The 19,803-nt window shown below is 54.8% G+C and carries 16 protein-coding genes, 1 tRNA gene and 1 pseudogene; 16 read left to right on the top strand and 2 right to left on the bottom strand.

Annotated features, from left to right (window positions below):
* The 12 genes and pseudogenes from GX147_02205 to GX147_02150 form a co-directional block, all read left to right on the top strand.
* On the top strand, nucleotides 1-1,085 hold a 1,085-nt coding region (locus GX147_02205), incomplete at its 5' end, for an L-seryl-tRNA(Sec) selenium transferase (GenBank protein ID NLN59520.1).
* 77 nt (nucleotides 1,086-1,162) lie between these two features.
* A complete protein-coding gene (locus GX147_02200; GenBank protein ID NLN59519.1) occupies nucleotides 1,163-2,101 on the top strand; it encodes an RluA family pseudouridine synthase in 939 nt (312 codons plus the stop codon).
* Nucleotides 2,102-2,258: 157 nt separating this feature from the next.
* Complete coding sequence (gene pgeF, locus GX147_02195; protein ID NLN59518.1) at nucleotides 2,259-3,059, top strand: peptidoglycan editing factor PgeF; 801 nt, start codon at nucleotides 2,259-2,261, stop codon at nucleotides 3,057-3,059.
* Nucleotides 3,060-3,962: 903 nt separating this feature from the next.
* A complete protein-coding gene (gene rho, locus GX147_02190) occupies nucleotides 3,963-5,210 on the top strand; it encodes a transcription termination factor Rho (GenBank protein ID NLN59517.1) in 1,248 nt (415 codons plus the stop codon).
* A gap of 100 nt (nucleotides 5,211-5,310) precedes the next feature.
* On the top strand, nucleotides 5,311-5,529 hold the full coding sequence (gene rpmE / locus GX147_02185; GenBank protein NLN59516.1) for a 50S ribosomal protein L31: 219 nt from the start codon (nucleotides 5,311-5,313) through the stop codon (nucleotides 5,527-5,529).
* 217 nt (nucleotides 5,530-5,746) lie between these two features.
* A pseudogene (gene prfA, locus GX147_02180) lies at nucleotides 5,747-6,829 on the top strand (peptide chain release factor 1).
* Entirely contained in the window at nucleotides 6,826-7,677 is an 852-nt protein-coding gene (prmC, locus tag GX147_02175) for a peptide chain release factor N(5)-glutamine methyltransferase (protein ID NLN59515.1), read from the top strand. The pseudogene prfA and the gene prmC overlap by 4 nt, the downstream one beginning before the upstream one ends.
* 3 nt (nucleotides 7,678-7,680) lie before the next feature.
* On the top strand, nucleotides 7,681-8,931 hold the full coding sequence (gene murA, locus GX147_02170) for a UDP-N-acetylglucosamine 1-carboxyvinyltransferase (protein ID NLN59514.1): 1,251 nt from the start codon (nucleotides 7,681-7,683) through the stop codon (nucleotides 8,929-8,931).
* Between the two features lies 1 nt (nucleotide 8,932).
* Nucleotides 8,933-10,219, top strand: a complete 1,287-nt coding sequence (hisD, locus tag GX147_02165; protein ID NLN59513.1) for a histidinol dehydrogenase — start codon at nucleotides 8,933-8,935, stop codon at nucleotides 10,217-10,219.
* Nucleotides 10,220-10,299: 80 nt separating this feature from the next.
* Nucleotides 10,300-10,374 (top strand) — tRNA-Gly (locus GX147_02160).
* Between the two features lie 544 nt (nucleotides 10,375-10,918).
* Nucleotides 10,919-13,111 (top strand): HEAT repeat domain-containing protein, encoded by a 2,193-nt coding sequence (locus tag GX147_02155; GenBank protein ID NLN59512.1) that lies wholly within the window; start codon nucleotides 10,919-10,921, stop codon nucleotides 13,109-13,111.
* On the top strand, nucleotides 13,087-14,322 hold the full coding sequence (locus GX147_02150) for an HD domain-containing protein (protein NLN59511.1): 1,236 nt from the start codon (nucleotides 13,087-13,089) through the stop codon (nucleotides 14,320-14,322). Before GX147_02155 ends, GX147_02150 begins: the two co-directional genes overlap by 25 nt.
* A gap of 134 nt (nucleotides 14,323-14,456) precedes the next feature.
* Here GX147_02150 and GX147_02145 read toward each other — a convergent pair whose 3' ends face one another.
* A complete protein-coding gene (locus tag GX147_02145; protein NLN59510.1) occupies nucleotides 14,457-14,807 on the bottom strand; it encodes a molybdenum cofactor biosynthesis protein MoaE in 351 nt (116 codons plus the stop codon).
* Between the two features lie 131 nt (nucleotides 14,808-14,938).
* On the opposite strand from GX147_02145, the gene GX147_02140 reads away from it, so the two are divergent.
* On the top strand, nucleotides 14,939-15,451 hold the full coding sequence (locus GX147_02140) for a DUF721 domain-containing protein (protein ID NLN59509.1): 513 nt from the start codon (nucleotides 14,939-14,941) through the stop codon (nucleotides 15,449-15,451).
* Nucleotides 15,452-15,559: 108 nt separating this feature from the next.
* On the opposite strand, the gene GX147_02135 is transcribed toward GX147_02140, so the two are convergent.
* Nucleotides 15,560-16,705 (bottom strand): hypothetical protein, encoded by a 1,146-nt coding sequence (locus GX147_02135; GenBank protein NLN59508.1) that lies wholly within the window; start codon nucleotides 16,703-16,705, stop codon nucleotides 15,560-15,562.
* A gap of 401 nt (nucleotides 16,706-17,106) precedes the next feature.
* On the opposite strand from GX147_02135, the gene GX147_02130 reads away from it, so the two are divergent.
* The 3 genes from GX147_02130 (at nucleotide 17,107) to genX (ending at nucleotide 19,744) form a co-directional block, all read left to right on the top strand.
* Nucleotides 17,107-18,171 (top strand): KamA family radical SAM protein, encoded by a 1,065-nt coding sequence (locus GX147_02130; protein ID NLN59507.1) that lies wholly within the window; start codon nucleotides 17,107-17,109, stop codon nucleotides 18,169-18,171.
* 81 nt (nucleotides 18,172-18,252) lie between these two features.
* Nucleotides 18,253-18,816, top strand: coding sequence for an elongation factor P (efp, locus tag GX147_02125; GenBank protein ID NLN59506.1), 564 nt, complete (start codon nucleotides 18,253-18,255; stop codon nucleotides 18,814-18,816).
* A gap of 1 nt (nucleotide 18,817) precedes the next feature.
* Nucleotides 18,818-19,744 (top strand): EF-P lysine aminoacylase GenX, encoded by a 927-nt coding sequence (gene genX, locus GX147_02120; GenBank protein NLN59505.1) that lies wholly within the window; start codon nucleotides 18,818-18,820, stop codon nucleotides 19,742-19,744.
* The last annotated feature ends 59 nt before the right edge of the window (nucleotides 19,745-19,803 follow it).

Below are 19,803 nucleotides of genomic sequence, written 5' to 3'. Positions count from 1 at the left end.
TGGTCGGGGTGGCCCGTTCATATTGCAACCTGGAGTACGATCTCGAAAAAGGGGAACGGGGACTTCGTTACAGCCACGTCCGGGAATTGCTCCGCATCCTGACCGGCGCCGAAGAGGCTCTGGTCGTCAACAACAATGCGGCGGCGGTGCTGCTGGTGCTCGATACGCTGGCGCGCGGCCGGGAAGCCATCGTATCGAGAGGCGAACTGGTGGAAATCGGCGGGGCGTTTCGTATTCCCGAAATCATGGAACGGAGCGGCGCACTGCTCAGGGAGGTCGGCACCACCAACCGGACCCGTGCCCTGGATTTCGAGCGGGCCGTTTCTGAACGTACGGGGCTGATCATGAAGGTTCACACGAGCAATTTTAAAATTGTGGGATTCACGGAAGAGGTTTCTCTGGAGAGCCTGGTTTCTATGGGGGCGAGATACGGGATTCCGGTGATGCATGATCTGGGGAGCGGATGCATGATCGATTTCGCGCCCTTTGGTCTGGGAGGGGAGCCGACGGTGAAGGCGGTTGTGGCGACCGGGGTGGACGTGGTCACGATCAGCGGCGACAAACTTCTGGGCGGGCCGCAGGCGGGCATTGTTCTGGGGAAGAGGGAAATCATGGGCGACGTGATGCGCAATCCCCTGAACCGGGCCCTCCGGATCGATAAATTGACCCTCGCCGCACTGGAGGCGACACTCGTCCAGTACCTTCATCCCGGTCAGGCCGCCGGGGCAATTCCTACGCTCCGTACCCTGACGGAGCCCCTGTCGAAGGTGACAACCAGAGCAAAACGGCTGGCCGCCATGCTGAGAAGGTCGGGGATTCCCGGCTTGACCGTGTTCCTGCAGAAGAACGTCTCTGCTGTCGGCGGCGGGGCCCTGCCGCTCAGGGAGATCGAAACCATGGTCGTTGCAGTGGCCTGTGAAGGAATCACCTCCGTACGGCTCGAGGAAGCGTTGCGTCGTGTGGAGATTCCGGTTATCGCCCGTATCGATGAAGACGCCGTCCTTTTCGATGTGCGCACCGTACGGGATGATGAATTCTCCGTCATTCGCGATGGCTTGAGAACCATCGCCGCGGGGAGACTCTGATATTGCCGCACTCCTCCATGGAAACGCGAAGGCCGTTATCACGACCAAATCAACAAAATGCTGTCAGGCGGCATTACATGGTGTCCCCGGAGGAGGAAGGACTCCGTCTCGATCTTTTCGTCGCGGCGAAAGCCCCCGAACTTTCCCGCTCCCAGGTGAAGCGGATGATCGAAGAGGGGAATGTATGGATCAACACCGTTCAGGCCGACAAGGCGGGGGCCAGGCTGCGTGACCGTGACCGGGTTGATTTCACCGTTCAGCCGGCGCGGCCCTGGGAGGTCGTCGCCGAAAACATACCCCTTCAGATCCTCTACGAAGACCAGAACTTGCTGGTGATGAACAAGCCCGCGGGCATGGTGGTCCATCCGTCGCCCGGGCATCGCGAAGGGACCCTCGTCAATGCGCTCCTGCATCACTGCGACGATCTGTCGGGAATCGGCGGGGTCGTCCGTCCGGGCATCGTTCACCGCCTGGACAAGGATACATCGGGGGTTCTGCTGGTCGCGAAAAATGACGAGACCCATCGTCACCTTTCCAGGCAATTCAAGGGACATCATGTCAAAAAGACCTATAAGGCCCTGGTTTTTGGAAACCCGGCGGAAAACGAGGGGACGATTGCTCTACCCGTGGGACGGCACCCGGAGAACCGAAAAAAAATGTCCATCCGCAGTCATAGGGGAAAGGAGGCTGTGTCTCACTGGCGGGTCATGAGACGTTACGGCGACGTGTCCCTGCTGGATGTGGAAATTGAAACGGGTCGTACGCACCAGATCCGAGTCCACCTGTCAGCCATAGGCCATCCCGTTGTGGGGGACCGGCTTTACGGCGGCGGAAGGATAAAATCCGTCAGGGACACGGCCCTCAGGGCGCGTCTTGACGCTTTCCCGCGGCAGGCCCTTCACGCCTGGCGGATCGCCTTCCTCCATCCCGCCCTTGACGAGGAGATGATCTTCAGCGCGCCCCTGACAGACGATCTGCAAGGTATTCTATGCTATTTGGAATCCAAGTGCCGCTGATGGTTCGTTACACTTTATGTCAAAATGGCTTCAAGTTACTGGGTTTGCGCGGCATATGTCGATACCGTTTCCATTGTTCGTTGTACCCGCCGCGGGCATGGGGGTGAGGGGAGGATCAGATGGGGTGTAATCGGCCCCTTTTGCTAAAGGGAGCAAGATGTTTCATTTCCGTGACCGGGGTGCCTTGGTCTATCTTCAATCCACGGCGCTGAACCGGTTCGATTTTTTGTCGCATGCGTTTTTTAGCCGCCTGGGAGGGGCAAGTCCCGCGCCTTTCGCGAGTCTGAACGTCGATGCCGGACAGGGCGATCAACCGGCGAATGTCCGGCAAAATCTCCACTTCATCTCGCAGTCGTTCGGTTTTGCCGTCGAGGACCTGATTCTGGGACGCCAGGTTCACGGAGACACCCTTCATGTTCTGACCGCCCGGCATAACCTCCCTGCAGGTGATATGTTCGAAGGAGACGGATTCATCACCGACAGGCCGGGGCTGGTCCTGTGCGTTAAAACGGCGGACTGCGTTCCTGTTTTTCTGGCGGACGAAAGAAAGAAAATCGTGGCGGCCCTTCATGCCGGATGGAGGGGGACGGCCCTGGGCATCGCCGGAAAAGCGGTACACGTACTCAGGGAACGGTTTGCCTCGGCCCCGGAGGACCTCTGGGCGGCCATCGGTCCGGCCATCGGACCCTGTTGTTATGAGGTGGACGAGAGGGTTTGCCATCGGTTCGGGAACCGGACGGAGGGCGATGGATTTCTGAAAGCCTCGGGGAAAAAGGGCCGCTGGATGATGGATCTGGCCCTGGCCAACCGGCTGCAACTGGAAGGGGCCGGCGTCTCATCAGGCCGGATCGGCACGTCCGGGGTCTGTACGTCCTGTCGCCGCGATTTATTCTTTTCCCACCGGGGAGAGGGTGAAACGACGGGACGCCAGCTCAACTTCATTATGGTTCGGGGATGACGCATGTCAGGCTATCCCGGTATGTTGTGGGATAAGCGGCGGAATGCTCGATTATTTATAGGAAAGCTTTCTCCTCGTGGCGGACGGGACGGGGTATCGACGTTTTAAATATTTGGGGAGAACAGTTTTTTGGAAACGTCAGACATCGCGTGATTATTGATCTTTGGCGGGTTGAAGCGGCCTTGGATAACAAAAGGACCCACCCATTGATTGACATGGCCCTCAAAAAGGGCTTGACAGATATTTCGGATTCGGATAGTGCTTTTTCATCAACTTTGGATGGGCGCACGCAAGGTTCCTGCCGTAAGAAGAATCCAATCGTTCTCATGAAGCAACCCATTGTATTTAAACTTAATCCCAGACGAATGGTTCGTGTGCATCAGTGGTGCCGTTTTTAACGTTTGATTCAATAAAATTCATCGAAAAAATGAATCAGGAAACGACCGGCAACAAGGAATATCCTCCCGATGCCCTTTTGCGTGTCGAAAACGCAGGGTTTTCAAAACACCTTTTCTCCGGCTCGAAACATATTGATATTGCATTTCATCTTGGGAAACCCACGGCAGATTGAAGGCCGGGATACTATGTCGAAAACAGACAAACTCGCTCACAAGGCGGCCCGTCGAAATCCGGGTGATACGGGGGACGTACCGCGAATCTCCGGGAAACAATACGATTTTTGCCCATCGCTGTCAATTTGTCCGCCTCAAGAAGTGCTTTCCGGGCGTTCCAGTGTTTTGATCTTGCCCTCAACGGGGCGAGACCTCCAGGCGCATGTCCCGACTCGGTCTCAGGTATTTTTGGATCCGGCTCTGAGCCAAGGCGTTCTGGAACGGACGGAATGCTTTGAATGAATTCCCGAAAGGGTGCATTTTATAATAAATATAGACAAGGAACTTCAGCATGGATATTGAAGAAATTAAGCGGCAACCAATCAGTGAGTTAACGAGACTGGCGAAGGATCTCAATGTGGCCGGTGCCAGCGGTATGCGGCGCCAGGATCTGATCTTTGCGATTCTTCAGAGCCAGGCGGAAAAAAACGGCGTAATTTCGGGTGCCGGGGTCCTGGAGATTCTGACCGACGGATTTGGTTTTCTCCGGGCGGTCGATTACAATTACCTGCCCAGTCCCGATGACATTTACATTTCTCCCTCCCAAATCCGGCGTTTCAGCCTTCGAACCGGGGACACCATTTACGGTGAAGTCCGGCCACCCAAGGAAGGGGAAAAGTATTTTGCCCTCCTGAAAGTCGATTCCGTGAATTTCGAAGCCCCTGACGCGGTAAGGGACAAGATCCTCTTTGACAACCTGACCCCCCTTTATCCTCTGGAGAAGATAGAACTGGAGTCGGATCCGGAGAATCTTTCGACACGGGTCATGGACATGTTCACGCCCATCGGCAAGGGGCAGCGAGGTCTCATCGTCTCCCCACCCCGAGCCGGCAAGACCGTCCTTCTCCAGGACATTGCCCACAGCATTACACGAAATCACAAGGACGTTACCCTCATGGTCCTTCTCATCGACGAGCGGCCGGAAGAGGTGACCGATATGCAAAGAAGTGTTGCCGGTGAGGTCATTTCATCGACTTTTGACGAGCCGGCATCCCGCCATGTTCAGGTCGCGGAGATGGTTATCGAAAAGGCAAAACGCCTGGTCGAACACAAAAAGGACGTCGTCATTCTTCTGGACAGCATCACCCGGCTGGCCCGGGCCTACAACGCCGTGGTTCCGCCGAGCGGGAAGGTGCTTTCGGGAGGTGTCGACTCGAACGCCCTGCACAAACCGAAACGTTTTTTCGGAGCCGCCCGAAACATCGAAAACGGAGGCAGCCTGACAATCATCGCCACGGCGCTCATCGATACGGGGAGCCGCATGGACGAGGTCATCTTTGAAGAATTCAAGGGAACGGGCAACATGGAGCTCCATCTCGATCGCAGGATCGCCGACCGGAGGGTATTCCCGGCTTTCGATCTGATCCGTTCCGGTACGCGCAAAGAGGAACTGCTCACGCCCAAACACAACCTGAACCGGATCTGGATTCTGCGTCGGTTGCTGCAGGAAATGAATCCCGTGGATGCCATGGAATTTATTCTCGATAAGGTTCGAAAAACGCAGACCAACCAGGAATTTCTGGATTCAATGAACCAGTAGAGTGATTTTTTGTTGATATTATTCAAAAAATCATTATAACTTCCCTCTCCCGACAGGGGAGAGCCTGAGATAAACTTAATCACGAGGAGAAGAACTGATCATGAAGAAGGAAATTCATCCGGAATATACGGAAACGACCATCACCTGTGTGTGCGGAAATATCATCCCCACGAGATCAACCAGGAAAGACATCAAGGTTGAGATCTGTTCCCAGTGCCACCCATTTATGACAGGGAAACAGAAAATTGTCGATACGGAGGGACGGGTGGAACGGTTCATAAGGAGATATGCCGAGAAAGACAAGGACACCAAGAAATAACCCCCTGCAGCGATTCCCCTATTTCATCTCTGACGGACCGGGTAGGGGGAAAGTTGTGTTTGATCACCGCGGTTCATTCCCCCCTCGACGCGGGGTTTTTCCTTTCATTAGGGAAAAGAATCCCTTTACGAAAAATGCCCCGTTTTACCTCCGTGACGGCGTAACCGGTCGGACAAGATCTCCTGAAAACCAGAAATAATCTGACAAGTGTAAGCATATGCTCGAAAAACTGAAGGATATCGAAGAACGCTATCGGGAACTCGAGGGTCTCCTGGCCAACCCCGACGTGGTCGCAAAAACGCAACTTTATCAGAAGTATGCCAAGGAACACTCGGATCTGCGTGAACTTGTCGAGGCCTATCGGGACTATGTGATCGTGGAGGAACGTGTTGCCGAGGGGGAAGAGCTCCTTCGGGGAACGGATCGGGAACTGATCGAGATTGTCAGGGAGGAATTGCCGGAACTCAAGGAACGGTTGTCCGACCTTGAACAGCGGATGAAGGTTCTCCTGCTTCCTAAAGATCCCAATGATGAAAGGAACGTCCTCCTGGAAATCCGCGCCGGAACCGGAGGGGATGAAGCGGGTTTGTTCGCCGGAGATCTTTTCCGTATGTACGCCCGGTATGCCGAGACCCAGCGGTGGAAAGTCGAGGTTGTGAGTAGCACGCCGTCCGGCGGGGTCGGCGGGTTCAAGGAAATTATCGCGATGATCACCGGGGCGGGTGCATACAGCCGTCTGAAATAAGAAAGCGGCGTCCATCGGGTCCAGCGGGTGCCTGTGACGGAAGCGCAGGGGCGGATCCACACCTCCGCTGTCACCGTGGCCATCTTACCGGAAGCGCAGGAGATCGAGGTGAACATCGAACCGAATGATTTGCGCATCGATGTCTATCATTCCAGCGGCCATGGAGGCCAGAGTGTCAATACCACCGATTCGGCCGTACGCATCACGCACCTGCCGACGGGTATGGTTGTAACGTGTCAGGACGAAAAATCACAGTTGAAGAACAAGACCAAGGCCATGAAGGTGCTTCGGGCACGGCTCTTAGATATTGCCGCGACCAGGCAAAATTCCGAAATTTCCGAGACGCGCAAAAGCCAGGTGGGAACAGGGGACCGCAGCGAACGCATCAGAACCTACAACTTCCCCCAGGGACGGGTGACGGACCACCGGATCGGTATGACCCTGTACAATCTGGACGGTTTTCTCGACGGAGCCATAGATGACGTGTTGGGTGGACTCCACACCCACTTCCAGACGGAAATGCTGAAGGCCGCGGCAAATGAAGGGAGAGTATGACGGTTGCGGATATTCTGAACGAAGCCGTTGTCTTCCTAGCGGATGCGGGTTCGCCGACGCCTCGCCTGGATGCGGAGGTGTTGCTTGCGGCCTGTCTGCGGCTTGACCGGCTCCTCTTTATAACCCATCCCGAGGATGAGGTGAACCCGGACGCCGTGTTTCGGTATAAGGGGTGGTTGCAACGGCGAGGCGGAAACGAGCCGGTATCCTATATCACCGGAACGAAGGAATTCTGGTCTCTTCCCTTTCTGGTAACGCCGGCCGTGCTGATTCCCCGGCCGGAAACGGAAGTGCTTGTGGAGGAAACGCTGGCTTGCATGCCGTCGAAGGCCGGGAAAACCTGGCAGGTCCTGGAAGTTGGAACGGGCAGCGGTGCCGTTGCCGTGGCGCTGGCGTCGGAGCGGCCGGATATTCAGATTACGGCGACGGACGTCGTCCCGGAGGCTTTGGCGATCGCTCGGGCCAATGCCGAAGCGAACGGAGTGCAGGACCGCATAACGTTTCTGCAGGGTAACATGCTGGAACCCGTTTCGGGACGGTTCGACCTCATCGTTTCAAACCCTCCCTACATTTCCCGTCACGATTATGATTCGCTTCCGCCCGGGATTCGGGAGTATGAACCGATGGGCGCCCTGGTGCCCGGACCGGAAGGGACGGAGGCCCACGGGATTTTGATTCAGGAAAGCCCGTCCTTCCTGTACGCCGGTGGATGGCTTTTGATGGAGATGGATGGGGGACAGGTTGGTACGCTTCGTCGGCTTTTCAATAAGCGGGGCCGGTATGAAAACCTTTCCGTTCGTTCCGATTACGGCGGAATGGAAAGGGTCATCCGGGCCAGGAGGATATGACTCGTGGATAAAATGATCATCGAGGGCGGGGAAAGACTGCAGGGAGTGGTCGAGGTCAGCGGGGCCAAAAACGCCGCCTTGCCCATTCTTGTTTCCTCCCTGTTGGCCGAGGGGCCTTGCACATTCCATAATGTGCCGGAACTGATGGATATCCGAACGGCAAACAGACTGCTCCGTGGATTTGGAGCGGAAGTTGAGGGAACCGGCACGGTCAGGATCGATGCCCGGCACATCAATCACGTTGAGGCCCCTTATGAACTGGTGAAAACCATGCGGGCCTCTGTTCTGGTACTGGGACCGCTTGTGGCCCGCATGGGCCGGGCAAGGGTATCGCTGCCCGGCGGCTGCGCCATCGGCGCCAGGCCGGTGAACCTGCACATTAGGGCTCTGGAGGAAATGGGAGCTACCGTGACGCTGCAGGACGGCTATATCGAGGCAACGGCTCCGCGCTTGCGGGGGGCGACGATTTACTTCGATATCCAGACGGTCACGGGAACTGAAAATATCATGATGGCGGCCTGTCTGGCCGATGGGACAACGGTTCTGAAAAATGCGGCGAAGGAACCGGAAATCGTCAACCTGGCTGACGTGCTCACCGCCATGGGCGCCAGAATAACGGGAGCCGGGACGGAAACAATCACCATAGAGGGGGTAACCCGGTTGACCGGTGCGGAAGGAACGGTTATGCCCGACCGGATCGAATGCGGTACCTACATGATCGGAGCGGCCATTACCGGGGGAGACGTCACCATTCGGGGGTGCGATCCCCTTTATGTGGATGCGCTCATCGTCAAACTGGTCGATGCCGGTATTTTGGTGGAGCCTGTTTCGAACGGGGTGCGGGTACGGGGTGGGGACGGTATCCGGAGTATCGACATCAAGACCGCTCCCTACCCGGGATTTCCGACGGACCTGCAGGCCCAGATGATGGTTCTGCTCTCCATCGGAAATGGTCTCAGTGTTGTGACGGAAACGGTTTTCGAGAATCGGTTCATGCACGTGGCAGAGCTTGTCCGGATGGGGGCCAACATCGTTATCCAGGGAGGAGCCGCTATTGTCCAGGGGGTTCCCGTATTGAAGGGCGCCCCGGTCATGGCGACGGACCTTCGTGCGTCGGCCTGCCTGGTTCTGGCGGGACTTGTGGCGGAAGGAAGAACGGATCTGTCACGCATTTACCACCTGGATCGCGGCTACCAGAGAATGGAGGAAAAATTTTCCGCCCTTGGGGCGAGAATAAGGAGGGAGTCGGCTTAAGATGAGGGTGATTTACACCAAAGACCCGTCTTTTGAAGAGACGTTCCGCTTGATCCATCAACGGGGCAAGGTATTCGATCCCGAACTTTGGAGACAGGTTGGAGCCGTTGTCGATGATGTCGCCCAAAGAGGTGATGCGGCCCTGTTTGAGTACACGGCCAGATTCGATAATCATGTTATCGATGAAGAAAACATCGAGGTTTCCCCTTCCGAGCTGGATGCCGCAGCGGCGAAACTCGATGGGGAGGACCGGGCTGTTCTTGAACTGTCTGCCGATCGGATCCGTAAATTCCACGAGAGACAGGTCATGGAAGACTGGGTTTTGAGGGATGCCGAAGGGATCGAACTGGAAAGCCGGGTGCTGCCTCTGGACAGGGTGGCGGTTTACGCTCCGGGAGGCAGGAATCCGTATCCCTCAACGGTCCTCATGGCGGTGATCCCGGCGCGGATTGCCGGGGTGAAGGAGATCATCCTGGTATCGCCGACAAAAGGGCAGGGGGTTCACCCCCTGATCGCCGCGGCGGCAAAAATCAGCGGTGCCGACAGGGTCCTCGGCATCGGCGGGGCCCAGGCGGTGGCGGCGTTGGCCTACGGTACGCAATCGGTTCCCCGGGTGGACAAGATTGTCGGGCCGGGCAATGCCTATGTTACGGCGGCAAAGAAGATGGTTTATGGCCAGTGCGGCATCGACATGATCGCCGGACCGAGTGAGGTTTTGATCATCGCTGACGGTACGGGCCATCCCGCTCATGCGGCGGCGGATCTTTTGTCCCAGGCGGAGCATGATGACATGGCCAGTGCCGTACTGGTGACGCCCGACGAAGATTTCGGCCGTAAGGTGGCGGACGAGGTGGATCGCCAACTGGGAGAACTTTCCAGGAAAGAGGTGGCCGAAAGCGCCCTTGAAAGCTTCGGTGCCGTTATGATCGCCGTCGATATGGACGAAGCGGTGGAAATAGCCAATCGCTTTGCCCCGGAGCACCTCGAGCTGATGGTCGGCAACCCCCGGGAAATTGTGAAGGATATCCGCCACGCGGGGGCCGTGTTTCTGGGACACCACACACCGGAAACCCTCGGAGATTACCTGGCCGGAGCCAACCATGTTCTCCCGACCGGAGGGACGGCGAGATTCGCCTCACCCCTGGGGGTTTATGATTTCGTGAAGCGGATGAGCGTCATCTCCTTCACGGAGAAAGCCTTGGGTCGTTACGGCCGCCATGCGGCCCGGTTTGCCGCCATGGAAGGTCTGGACGCCCACGAAAAGGCCGTCACGATCCGCTTGAAGTAAAAATGTCTTGACAAAAGAGCCGCGATGAATCACATGGCAGCTCTATTTCAAGGTTCAAAAAACAGCCGGCAACATAGCGAGCGAGTGTAATTCAACGGTAGAATGTCAGCTTCCCAAGCTGAAAGTCGCGGGTTCGATTCCCGTCGCCCGCTCCAGAATCGAACCAGGATGGTACAGGTCTCACCGTTTTTTGTTTCATGCCGGGAAGGCCGGTCCTGTAATGCCGGTTACGCTTCAGTTTATCCTTTCCTGACACCAATTCTTACAGACAGCTGCATTATATCAATCTGAATTGATTCCGCTCAGGGAGCAAATCCAACAGGTTTTACGACGGTTTCAGTATTTTATCCTAAAGTTTAGCGTCAATTTGGTCGATACTGAACCATGGCGGGTACATGACGCGACTAAACGAGGTCCGTCGTCAGGAAACGGTGCTGGGGAAACGGCTTCATAAGCGAAATGTGTTATCGATCGCGGATCGGTTCTTTACCGGAAATCCCCGCCATGGCTTTTCAGGCCGAGAGGATTTTCGTTGCCTGGCCCGTCCCCCTCAACCAGAAAAAAGGGTTCCCGGTGCCCGGCTTATGAAAACGACAAGCTCTTTAAGGATGGCTCCACGATTCGATTGTACGTGCCGTCCGGTTTTTGATGCCATACCTCTTTTCCCTGGGAGTTGCGGGAGGTAAGGAAAGGATCTGTATGCAGCGTCAGATGGATGTCAAAATCATTCATGACTTGATCCATGCCCTGAACATGGCTGTGAGCAAACTTGCCTCCTATCCCTCCGGACACCCCTTTGTTCTGGAATCCTTTGAGAAGGTCGAAGAAATTCTTGACGAGATTTTTGCCATTCAGCCCCGCCTGGTCCTGAAGATTGGAAAAAACACCATCGTGGTGGGGTCCTCGACCCTGGACCCGCAGAACCCGATTTTCGCGCGGTTTGCCGGAACCCTCTTCGAGCACGGGATCATCGGTTTAATCCTCGAAAAGGGTCTCGCTACAGAGGAACTGATGGCGTTCAACCGCATCATCTCGCAAAAAAGAAATGACGTTCAGCGGGAGGGGGGGATTGAGGCGCTTCTCGCCAGGGAAAACGTCCGCCACCTTCAAACCCGCCTGATCGATTACGGCTTATTCTCTCTTCAGGATGGGGAGGAGGGAAGCGACCTGTCCCCGGATGGGTTACACGCGGCGACATTTTGGGAAAGGTTCGTCAGGGGGTTTTTTCAAGGGGCTCTTGTGTCGGGGGGGGAGGAGAGCAAATACCGCCTCGACATGGACCCGGGGGAGTTGGCTTCCATTCTGAACGAATGGTACTCAAGGGGGGGGATGGACGACGGGGGAACCTCATTCAAAGCTTGTATGGAAAACCTGAGGGGGCTGTACTGGTCCGGGGACGAACTGCTCGTAAAGCGGATGGTGACGTTCATCAAATCCCTGGACAGCGAACTACGCGACCACTTCCTTCAGAGTTTTTTCACCATTCTTTCTGACGATATCGGCATGGCCGAGGATATTCTGGCGGATCTGCCCGTGGAAATTATTCTGGAAGCCCTGGAAAGGCACACAAAGCAGGGCATGTATATACCGCCCAATATTTTGAAAATCTCTCAGAAGCTTGCCAGGAAGGCGGTGGGTATGAACGGGGAAGGGGCGGACATGTCCGGTTCCCTTGGTTCCAGGGAGGAACTGCTGGATAAGCTGAAGATAATTTTCAAGGAGGATGAGACCGACAAGTTTGTCCCAGCGGATTATAAGCGGATATTGCATAAGATGATCGCTGTCGAGGAGATTGTTGCGCCGGGGTTGGCCTCTTATCCGCAACTGGAAGAAACCCTGACCGCCCAAAATATTGAATCCGGCGTGAACGCCATTATGGTTGAAATCATTTCCAATTACGATGCCGATGAGGCCATTCCAGAGGAAATGCTCCAAAATCTCCGGAATCGTTGCCTGTCGCTGGCGCGCAGCGCCGATTTTCAGGCAGCCGCCAAGATTCTGGAAAGGATCGGTCAGAGACGCATATCCCCGGAAGAAGTTCGGAACGGTTCCTCCGCGACTCTGGTGGAGGTTGTTGCCGACAGTGATTTTACATATGAAGTGCTCAATTCCATGGACGTTGTGGACAAGGAGCACCACCACTGGATCGCCGAACTCGTCGCGATGACGGGAACGGCCTTTGTCGATCCCCTTCTGGACCGGCTGGCCGAGGAGGAGAACAAGGCCCTCCGTCTTTATTATTTAGGTCTCCTTAAACAAATGGGTGGTTCCATCCGGGATCATATTTTGAGAAGATTGAAGGATAAGCGGTGGTATTTCGTCAGGAATTTGTTGGTTATACTCAGGCAGCTCGACGACCCGTCGATTCTCGAACCCCTCCACAGCCTCCTGAACCACACCCACCCCAGAGTTCGGCAGGAGCTACTGTACACGCTCCTCGTTCTGGGAGACCCAAAGGCGGACAAGATCCTTTTGGAGGAATTGAATTCGGCGGAACAGGAGCGGCGTCTGAAAGCGGTGTCAATGGCCGGAAAAGCCACAAGTCCGGAGGTCGTCGCGGTTCTCGTGGGTTTTCTACAAAAGCGGGGATTGGACCATGACAGTTTTACCTTGAAAAAGGCATCGGTCCATGCCCTGGCCGAAATAGGGGCGCCCTCCGTTTTGCCCGTCCTGTCCCATATTCTGAGGTCCTTTGTATTGTTTCGCAGACAGCGCGCCCACCTGCTGAAACTCGAAATCATCGATTCCCTGAGCAGCTACGCTGCCGAAGATGTCGGACCCATGCTGCAGAAAATATCCAGCGGCCGCCCCCATGACCTGGCCGTCCGGGCACTCCAGGTCCTGAAATCATTGAAGGTGGACAAATCATGCATGCTTTTAAACAAGATCTGATTCTCCGTTTCATTCGTACCTTTCTCCCCGCAATTACCCATGTCCGTCAGTATACAACGGCACACCAATTGACCCATTCCTCGATCCAGGACGCGTATGACCATCTTATCGCGGCCATGGGCGACGATTCGGATCTGTCGTTGCTTTTTGTCGATGACCGGGTGGTTGTTGATTCGGAACCCTTGGAGGATACCCTCCACAGCAGCCGGTTCATCCAACTGTTCAAGGAAAGGGGTATCCAGCATCTTCATTTTTTCCGTGACATCACGCTGGACGAGATGACTTCGTTCATCGAATTTTTACTCATCCCATCAAAAGAGTCGGAGGAATCCACAACCTTTCCCCACATCCAGTTCGGGAAAGTCGGGTTGAAGTACAGGGACGATATCGAAAGTGACGAACCCGATGAAACAGACAAGGCGGAATTTGAGGATCCGGAGGAAGGAAACAGGGCTGGGGACCGTGACAGACAGGCATCCCTGCAGGTTGCGGAAAATTTCGAAGCCCTCCAAGAGAGGGATATGGACGTGATGGTCGGGATCTACAACGCGGTGAAAAAGAGAGGCGCCTTACCCGATCAGGAAATCGGGAAGATGGTGGCCGACATCATCAACGCGATCAGGCAGGGGTCGGCGGTGCTGTTGAATTTCTCGCCTCTGCGTGTTCTCGATGAGTATACGTTCAGCCATTCGACAAACGTGTGCATCCTCACCATTGCCCAGGCGATGGCTCTCGGTGTAAAAGACGAAACCCTTCACGATATGGGTGTGGCTGCCATGCTTCATGATATCGGTAAAATCTTTATTCCGGAGGACATTTTACTTAAACCGGAGGCATTGACCGATGAGGAATGGATGTTCGTCAGAAAGCATCCGCAGAAAGGGGCGGAATATCTTTTAAGCAGGCCCGGCATACCCGCCTTGGCGACCATTGTTGCCTATGAGCACCACATGCTTTACGACTATTCAGGGTATCCCGGGGTTTCCGCCGGCTGGCGGCAGAATATCTGTAGCCAGATGACTTCCATCTCCGATTATTTTGATGCGCTTCGCACAAAACGGGTCTATCGGGACTCCATAGAAATGGATCTCATCTGCGAACAGATGCGCCACATGTCCGGAAACACCCTGGAACCGTTCCTCACCCGGAATTTCCTGATCCTGCTGAACAAGATATCCGACGGTGCGGCGGGACCCGAGCAAGGTCATTGACATAAAGCCAGCCCCCCACTGGCCATAAACGCCTGGATGCATATTTCTGTAAACCGCATCATCCATCGGGCGTTTTTATAAAGGGCGCTTTCGTGAAAAAGACAGGTTTGCCCGGCCAGTGCGATTCGTTGGAGTCACACCTCCCTTTTTTGTGTTACCTCTTTTTTTATGGTGTTTATGGTATCCATAAGGACGGGGAAGACGTTTTCCCGGATATCGCCGGCAACGGCAACGTACATGACATCATCGCCGATGTCCAATTTCCCTTCGTTGATTTCGACGAGCAATTCGATAATACCCGGCCGGGCTTTCATTTCTTCGATGACTTCCGCCAGGCGCCGATGGTCCGCCGTAACGGTCAGTTCGCGAATGGGTCTCCCGTTCCGTGATGTCCCCCGGGCCACCCCGTTATGGCAAAGGATCATGCCGACTTTGTGGTAATCGGGGTGTGACTTGATTTTCCCGATCATTTCTGTTAGGCCCATGATAACCCCCTTGAGGAGAATTTCAAAAATCGTATCCCATTTGATTGGAACGATCAACCATTTTGACAGCGGGTCCTGTCGCTTTCTGAACGGGCATCACCGCTGGATTGCCTGTGCGTAAAAGGGTTGTTATGGCCAGAAGAAGGGGGGCAAGGCATCTACAGCAGGTTGGGGATGTTTTGGCCCGGGTACTCAAAAAAGCTGGTATGCGCCTGCCGGTTCAAGACAATCGCTTGAAAGAGGCTTGGAACAGCGCCGTGGGCGTTATGATTGCGGCCCAGACCCACCCCGACCGGATAAGGGACGGGACACTTTTTCTGAAGGTCTCGACGTCGGTTTGGATGCACCAACTCCAATTCCTGAAACAGGACATTCTGGAAAAATTTCAAAAACGCTGGCAGGCGGAGCCGGTTCATCGGCTTCATTTTTCCGTGGGGAAATGGGCCGGTGCCCCCACCGCGGGACAGGAGAAGACTTTTTTTCAGCCGACGGCGACACTCTTGAAAAAAAGAGACAGGAAGATGATCGAGGAAAGCCTCGTGGAAGTCAGGGATCAGGAATTGCAGATTGTCTTGAGGCGTGCGATGCTGAAGGAGCTGGCTCGACGGCGTTACCTGGAACATCATCGACGGGGTCCGGTTTGAAGTACGCCTTGACGACCCGAACAAAACAGCCCCTCTCCGGAGAAGGAGGCTGTTTTGTTGTATTCGTATTCCCAAAGGATTTTTGGGGGGGTCGTGAATGGATGTTTGTCAGTAACGGAACAGAGCCGCGATGGTCGAGTCTTCGGGAATCCTTTCGGGCGGTAGAGCGAAAACATCGCCTCCATTCAGGTAAGTCAGAAGCGCCGCCAGGTCGAAAAGGTCTTCATCCCCCGTAACCGCTGTTTCAGAAAAGGTGACCTGCCCGGTATCACTGTTGAAGGTTCCCCATCGTTCCTCGCCCAACGGCACGAAGAGCATGCCGATCCGTCCCTGGTGGGCGGCAACCAAAATCTCCCCGATATCGGAGGCGGTCAGTCCCGTTCCCTGGGATTGTCGGTAAAGGTCGATGACATTTTCGATTTCAACTTCATGACGCCTGTTTACCAGTGACCATCCTTTTTTCCTGAGACTTTCCCTGCTCAATCTCTTTGGATTTCCCGTGATGGCCTCCTCGTAAAGATCCGGATAGGTGTTGACTTCCCGGTATATGGGAAGCAGGAAATCTACGCCGGCAAGAATCAAGGGAGGGCGTTCATCTTTCAAAGTGTCCTTCAGTAGGCGGTCAACCTGACGGAAATAGCGAAGCAGGTTGTCTTTCGTGTCTTCGATATCCGGACCGTGCCCGGAAATCATGGATCCACGCTCACTGACGCCGCCTCTGGAGCGGAAACGAACCTGCTTTTTCGGTTCATCCCCCTGGAGAGCCTGGTTTATTCCCTGAGGTAGGCCGTTGATCTCTATTTCATGAATACTCAGGCTGGATCCCTCGTAAAATGTGACTTCGTTTTGACTCAGGGCCAGGATGTAGAACCGCTCGTCCCGGAATAACAAGGGCAAAAGAGGCTTGAGGTGGAATCGGTCGGTGACAACGACAAGCTCCGTCATGCTGACCGGGAGGGTGTAATGAAGAAACAGGTCGGATGAGAGAAAAAAAGCCAGACTATCCCTTTGCTGACGCCAAAAAAGGACATTGTTGACCAGTCCGTAGGCCTTTTCGAGGAAGTTTCGGGCATCCTGTGATTTCATGCCCGACGAGACCAATCTTTCTTCCGCCTCCCGGAGCAGGTTTTTGAAACGGATCTGGTTTTGCTGGGTTTCCACGCCGGAGCGGTGCGTGGGCATGTAAATAGAGATACAGAGGTCTTTATGCTTGGTTATCAATGCATTCAGGTCATCTTTGGACAATGTCTCCATAAGTCGTTTACCTCCACTGGTAATAAGTCATTGGTGGTGCCCGGATGATTCATGTGGACTCGCAGCGCGATAAACGGGATTCACGCTTCGAATCATATGATCGGATTCGCACGGTCTTCCATCGTCATTTATTATGATTATTGGGTGCGAAATTTTAATGATGACGTTTTTTCCCTCAATCGCGCACCCATCGCACATGTTAGTATTTGCAGAATAACGAAAATAATGAGACAAAGCAATCCCTAATTCTGAAGGGGGGATTGCCGTTTCCTGGGGATAAACGGTGCATTGACCTGGCGGAGAGAAAATCTGTCGAACCGATCCCATTCCTTCATGGCCGGGTGTTCATTTGATGGAAGCGTTTCTCTGAAATATCGGTATTGAATAGGGGTTTGGTGATCATGACAGGGCAGAGTGAAGCGGGGTCCCCATGGCGGGGGGTATCGGAAAGGGATTGGAACAACTGGCGATGGCAGCTTTCACACGGCCTCAGAGAACCGGCCTCACTGCCGGTGGAGGTCTGGGGACAGGGGGCGACGCCGGATGGGATCGCCCGGGTCACGGCGAATTATCCTCTTTGCGTCACGCCCTATTACCTGTCTCTTATGGGGCAGGGCGGTCTGCAAGATCCTATCGCCCTTCAGTGTGTTCCCCAGGTTCGGGAACTGGATATGGATATCCTCTGTGAACCCGACCCCTTGCGGGAAGAAGCGGCGATGCCCGTTCCGGCATTGGTACATCGTTATACGGACCGTTGTCTGGTCATGGTGACCCGTCAATGTGCGGTTCATTGCCGCCATTGCAACCGGAAGCGGCGCTGGAAAAGGGGGGGGGATTCTGTCGAGCAAATAGACATTGGGCGAATGGTGGAGTACGTTTCATCCAACCGAAAGATCCGTGAGGTGATTTTCTCGGGCGGCGACCCCCTGATGTGGAGCGATGGGAAACTCGACGCATTGCTCGGAGCTTTCCGCGCCATCCCTCATGTGGAAATTCTTCGCATTGGAAGCCGGATCCCGGTTGTTATGCCCATGAGGATCACCAGGGCCCTCTGCCGCATTTTCAAACGGCATCGTCCTGTCTGGTTCAACACACAGTTCAACCATGCTTCGGAAATTACGCCGGAATCAGCGCGCGCCTGCGAGATGCTCCTGGAGACCGGGATACCCGTGTCCAACCAATCCGTTCTCCTGCGCGGGGTGAACGATACTTTCGAGACCATGAAGGATCTGCTTTATGGACTCCAGCGTGTGTCCGTTCGCCCATATTATCTGTTCCAATGTGAACCCGTAACGGGAGCGGCTCATTTCATGACAGAGATCAACATCGGGATCGCCATGATGAAACAAATCTGGCGGGAATGTTCCGGTCTTTGCCAGCCCGCCTATGTCCTCGATACGGCGGACGGACGGGGGAAAGTGCCGCTTACGGTGCATTCTTCCTTGTCTTCCGGCGGTCTTGCATGATATGGAAAAACGTCTCAAACCTCCAAAGACCAAGTAAAATAGCAGCTTAAGAATACAATCGACCGGCAAAGGAGAACCAGGATGTATAATGCAAGTGATTTAAGAAAGGGCCTGCGGCTGAAAATTGATGGAGATCCGTATATCATTACAGAGTTCAATTTTGTGAAACCCGGAAAAGGGCAGGCCCTTTACCGGTGCAAGTTGAAGAACATGATCAGCGGGTCTCAGTTTGAACGGACCTTCCGTTCCGTCGATTCGTTCGAGGAAGCCGATCTCCAGGAAAAGAAAATGCAGTTCCTCTACAGGGAAGAGGAGAAGTACTGTTTCATGGATAATAACACCTATGAGCAGGTGTTCCTGACAGCCGACCAGATTGGCGATGCCTCAAATTTCCTTTTGGAGAACCTGGAGGTGGAGATTCTCTTCTTCGAAGACAAGGCTCTGGGAATCAGTATTCCCAATTTCGTGGACATGGTGGTGACGGAAGCCGAGCCTTGGATTAAGGGTGATTCGGTTACGGGGAATAACAAGCCCGTTATTCTGGAAACCGGTTACAGGATCAATGTTCCCGCTTTTGTCGAAGAAGGGGACAGAATTCGCGTTGATACCCGGACGGGGGAATATCTTACGAGGGTGAAGGAATGACGTGAACGGGACAATCTGGAAACTGGCGGCGAAAAAGCCTGTTCTTCAGAGGCGCCAATCGATCCTGGAGGCGGTCCGCCGCTTTTTCATTGACCGAGATTTCCTGGCCGTGGAAACCCCCAACCGGGTACCCGCGCCGGCGCCGGAAACCCATATCGATATCTTCCCCTGCCGAGGCTGGTTTCTCCATCCATCGCCGGAAATATGCATGAAACGGCTTCTGGCCGCCGGGTACGAAAAAGTCTTTCAGATCTGCAAGTGTTATCGTGAGGGGGAGAGGGGAACCAGGCATCTGACGGAGTTCACACTTCTGGAATGGTATCGTGCAGGGGCGGATTACACCATGTTGATGACGGACTGCGAGGAATTGTTTCTGGAGACCGCCCGCTCCCTGAATTCGGCCCGGAATCTCGTCTACCAGGGCCATGAAGTGGACCTGTCCCCCCCATGGGAGAGGCTGACTGTTGAGGAGGCTTTTCGCCGTCACGCCGCCGTTTCGGCTGAAGACGCTTTGTCCGGGGATCGTTTCGAAGAAATCCTCGTTGACCGGATCGAGCCCCACCTGGGCTTCGGGAAGCCGACTTTTCTGTGTGATTATCCTCTGCCCCTGGCCTCTCTTGCCAGAACGAAAAAAGACCACCCCTCCGTTGCGGAACGTTTCGAACTTTATCTTTTCGGAATGGAGCTGGCGAACGGCTTTTCGGAGCTGACGGACGCCGATGAACAACGATATCGTTTTCAGCGGGCCATTGACGAAAGAAGTCGGTGGGGCAAGCCCGCTTTGCCCCTGCCTGAACCTTTTCTCGAGGATCTGACACGGATGCCGGAGTCGGCGGGTATCGCCCTGGGGCTGGACAGGCTGGTTATGGTCCTGACCGATTCATCGAAGATCGACCAGGTGGTCGCTTTCACGCCGGAGATGTTGTAGCGGGCAGGCGGGGTTAAGACCGTCCGGAAGGGTTGACCATCGAATCCGGTCGGACAATA

The sequence above is a fragment of the Deltaproteobacteria bacterium genome (assembly GCA_012522415.1).
GTDB lineage: Bacteria > Desulfobacterota > Syntrophia > Syntrophales > JAAYKM01 > JAAYKM01.
Note: the sequence above shows the minus strand (reverse complement) of the source record. Positions and strands in the feature narration are given on the sequence as shown.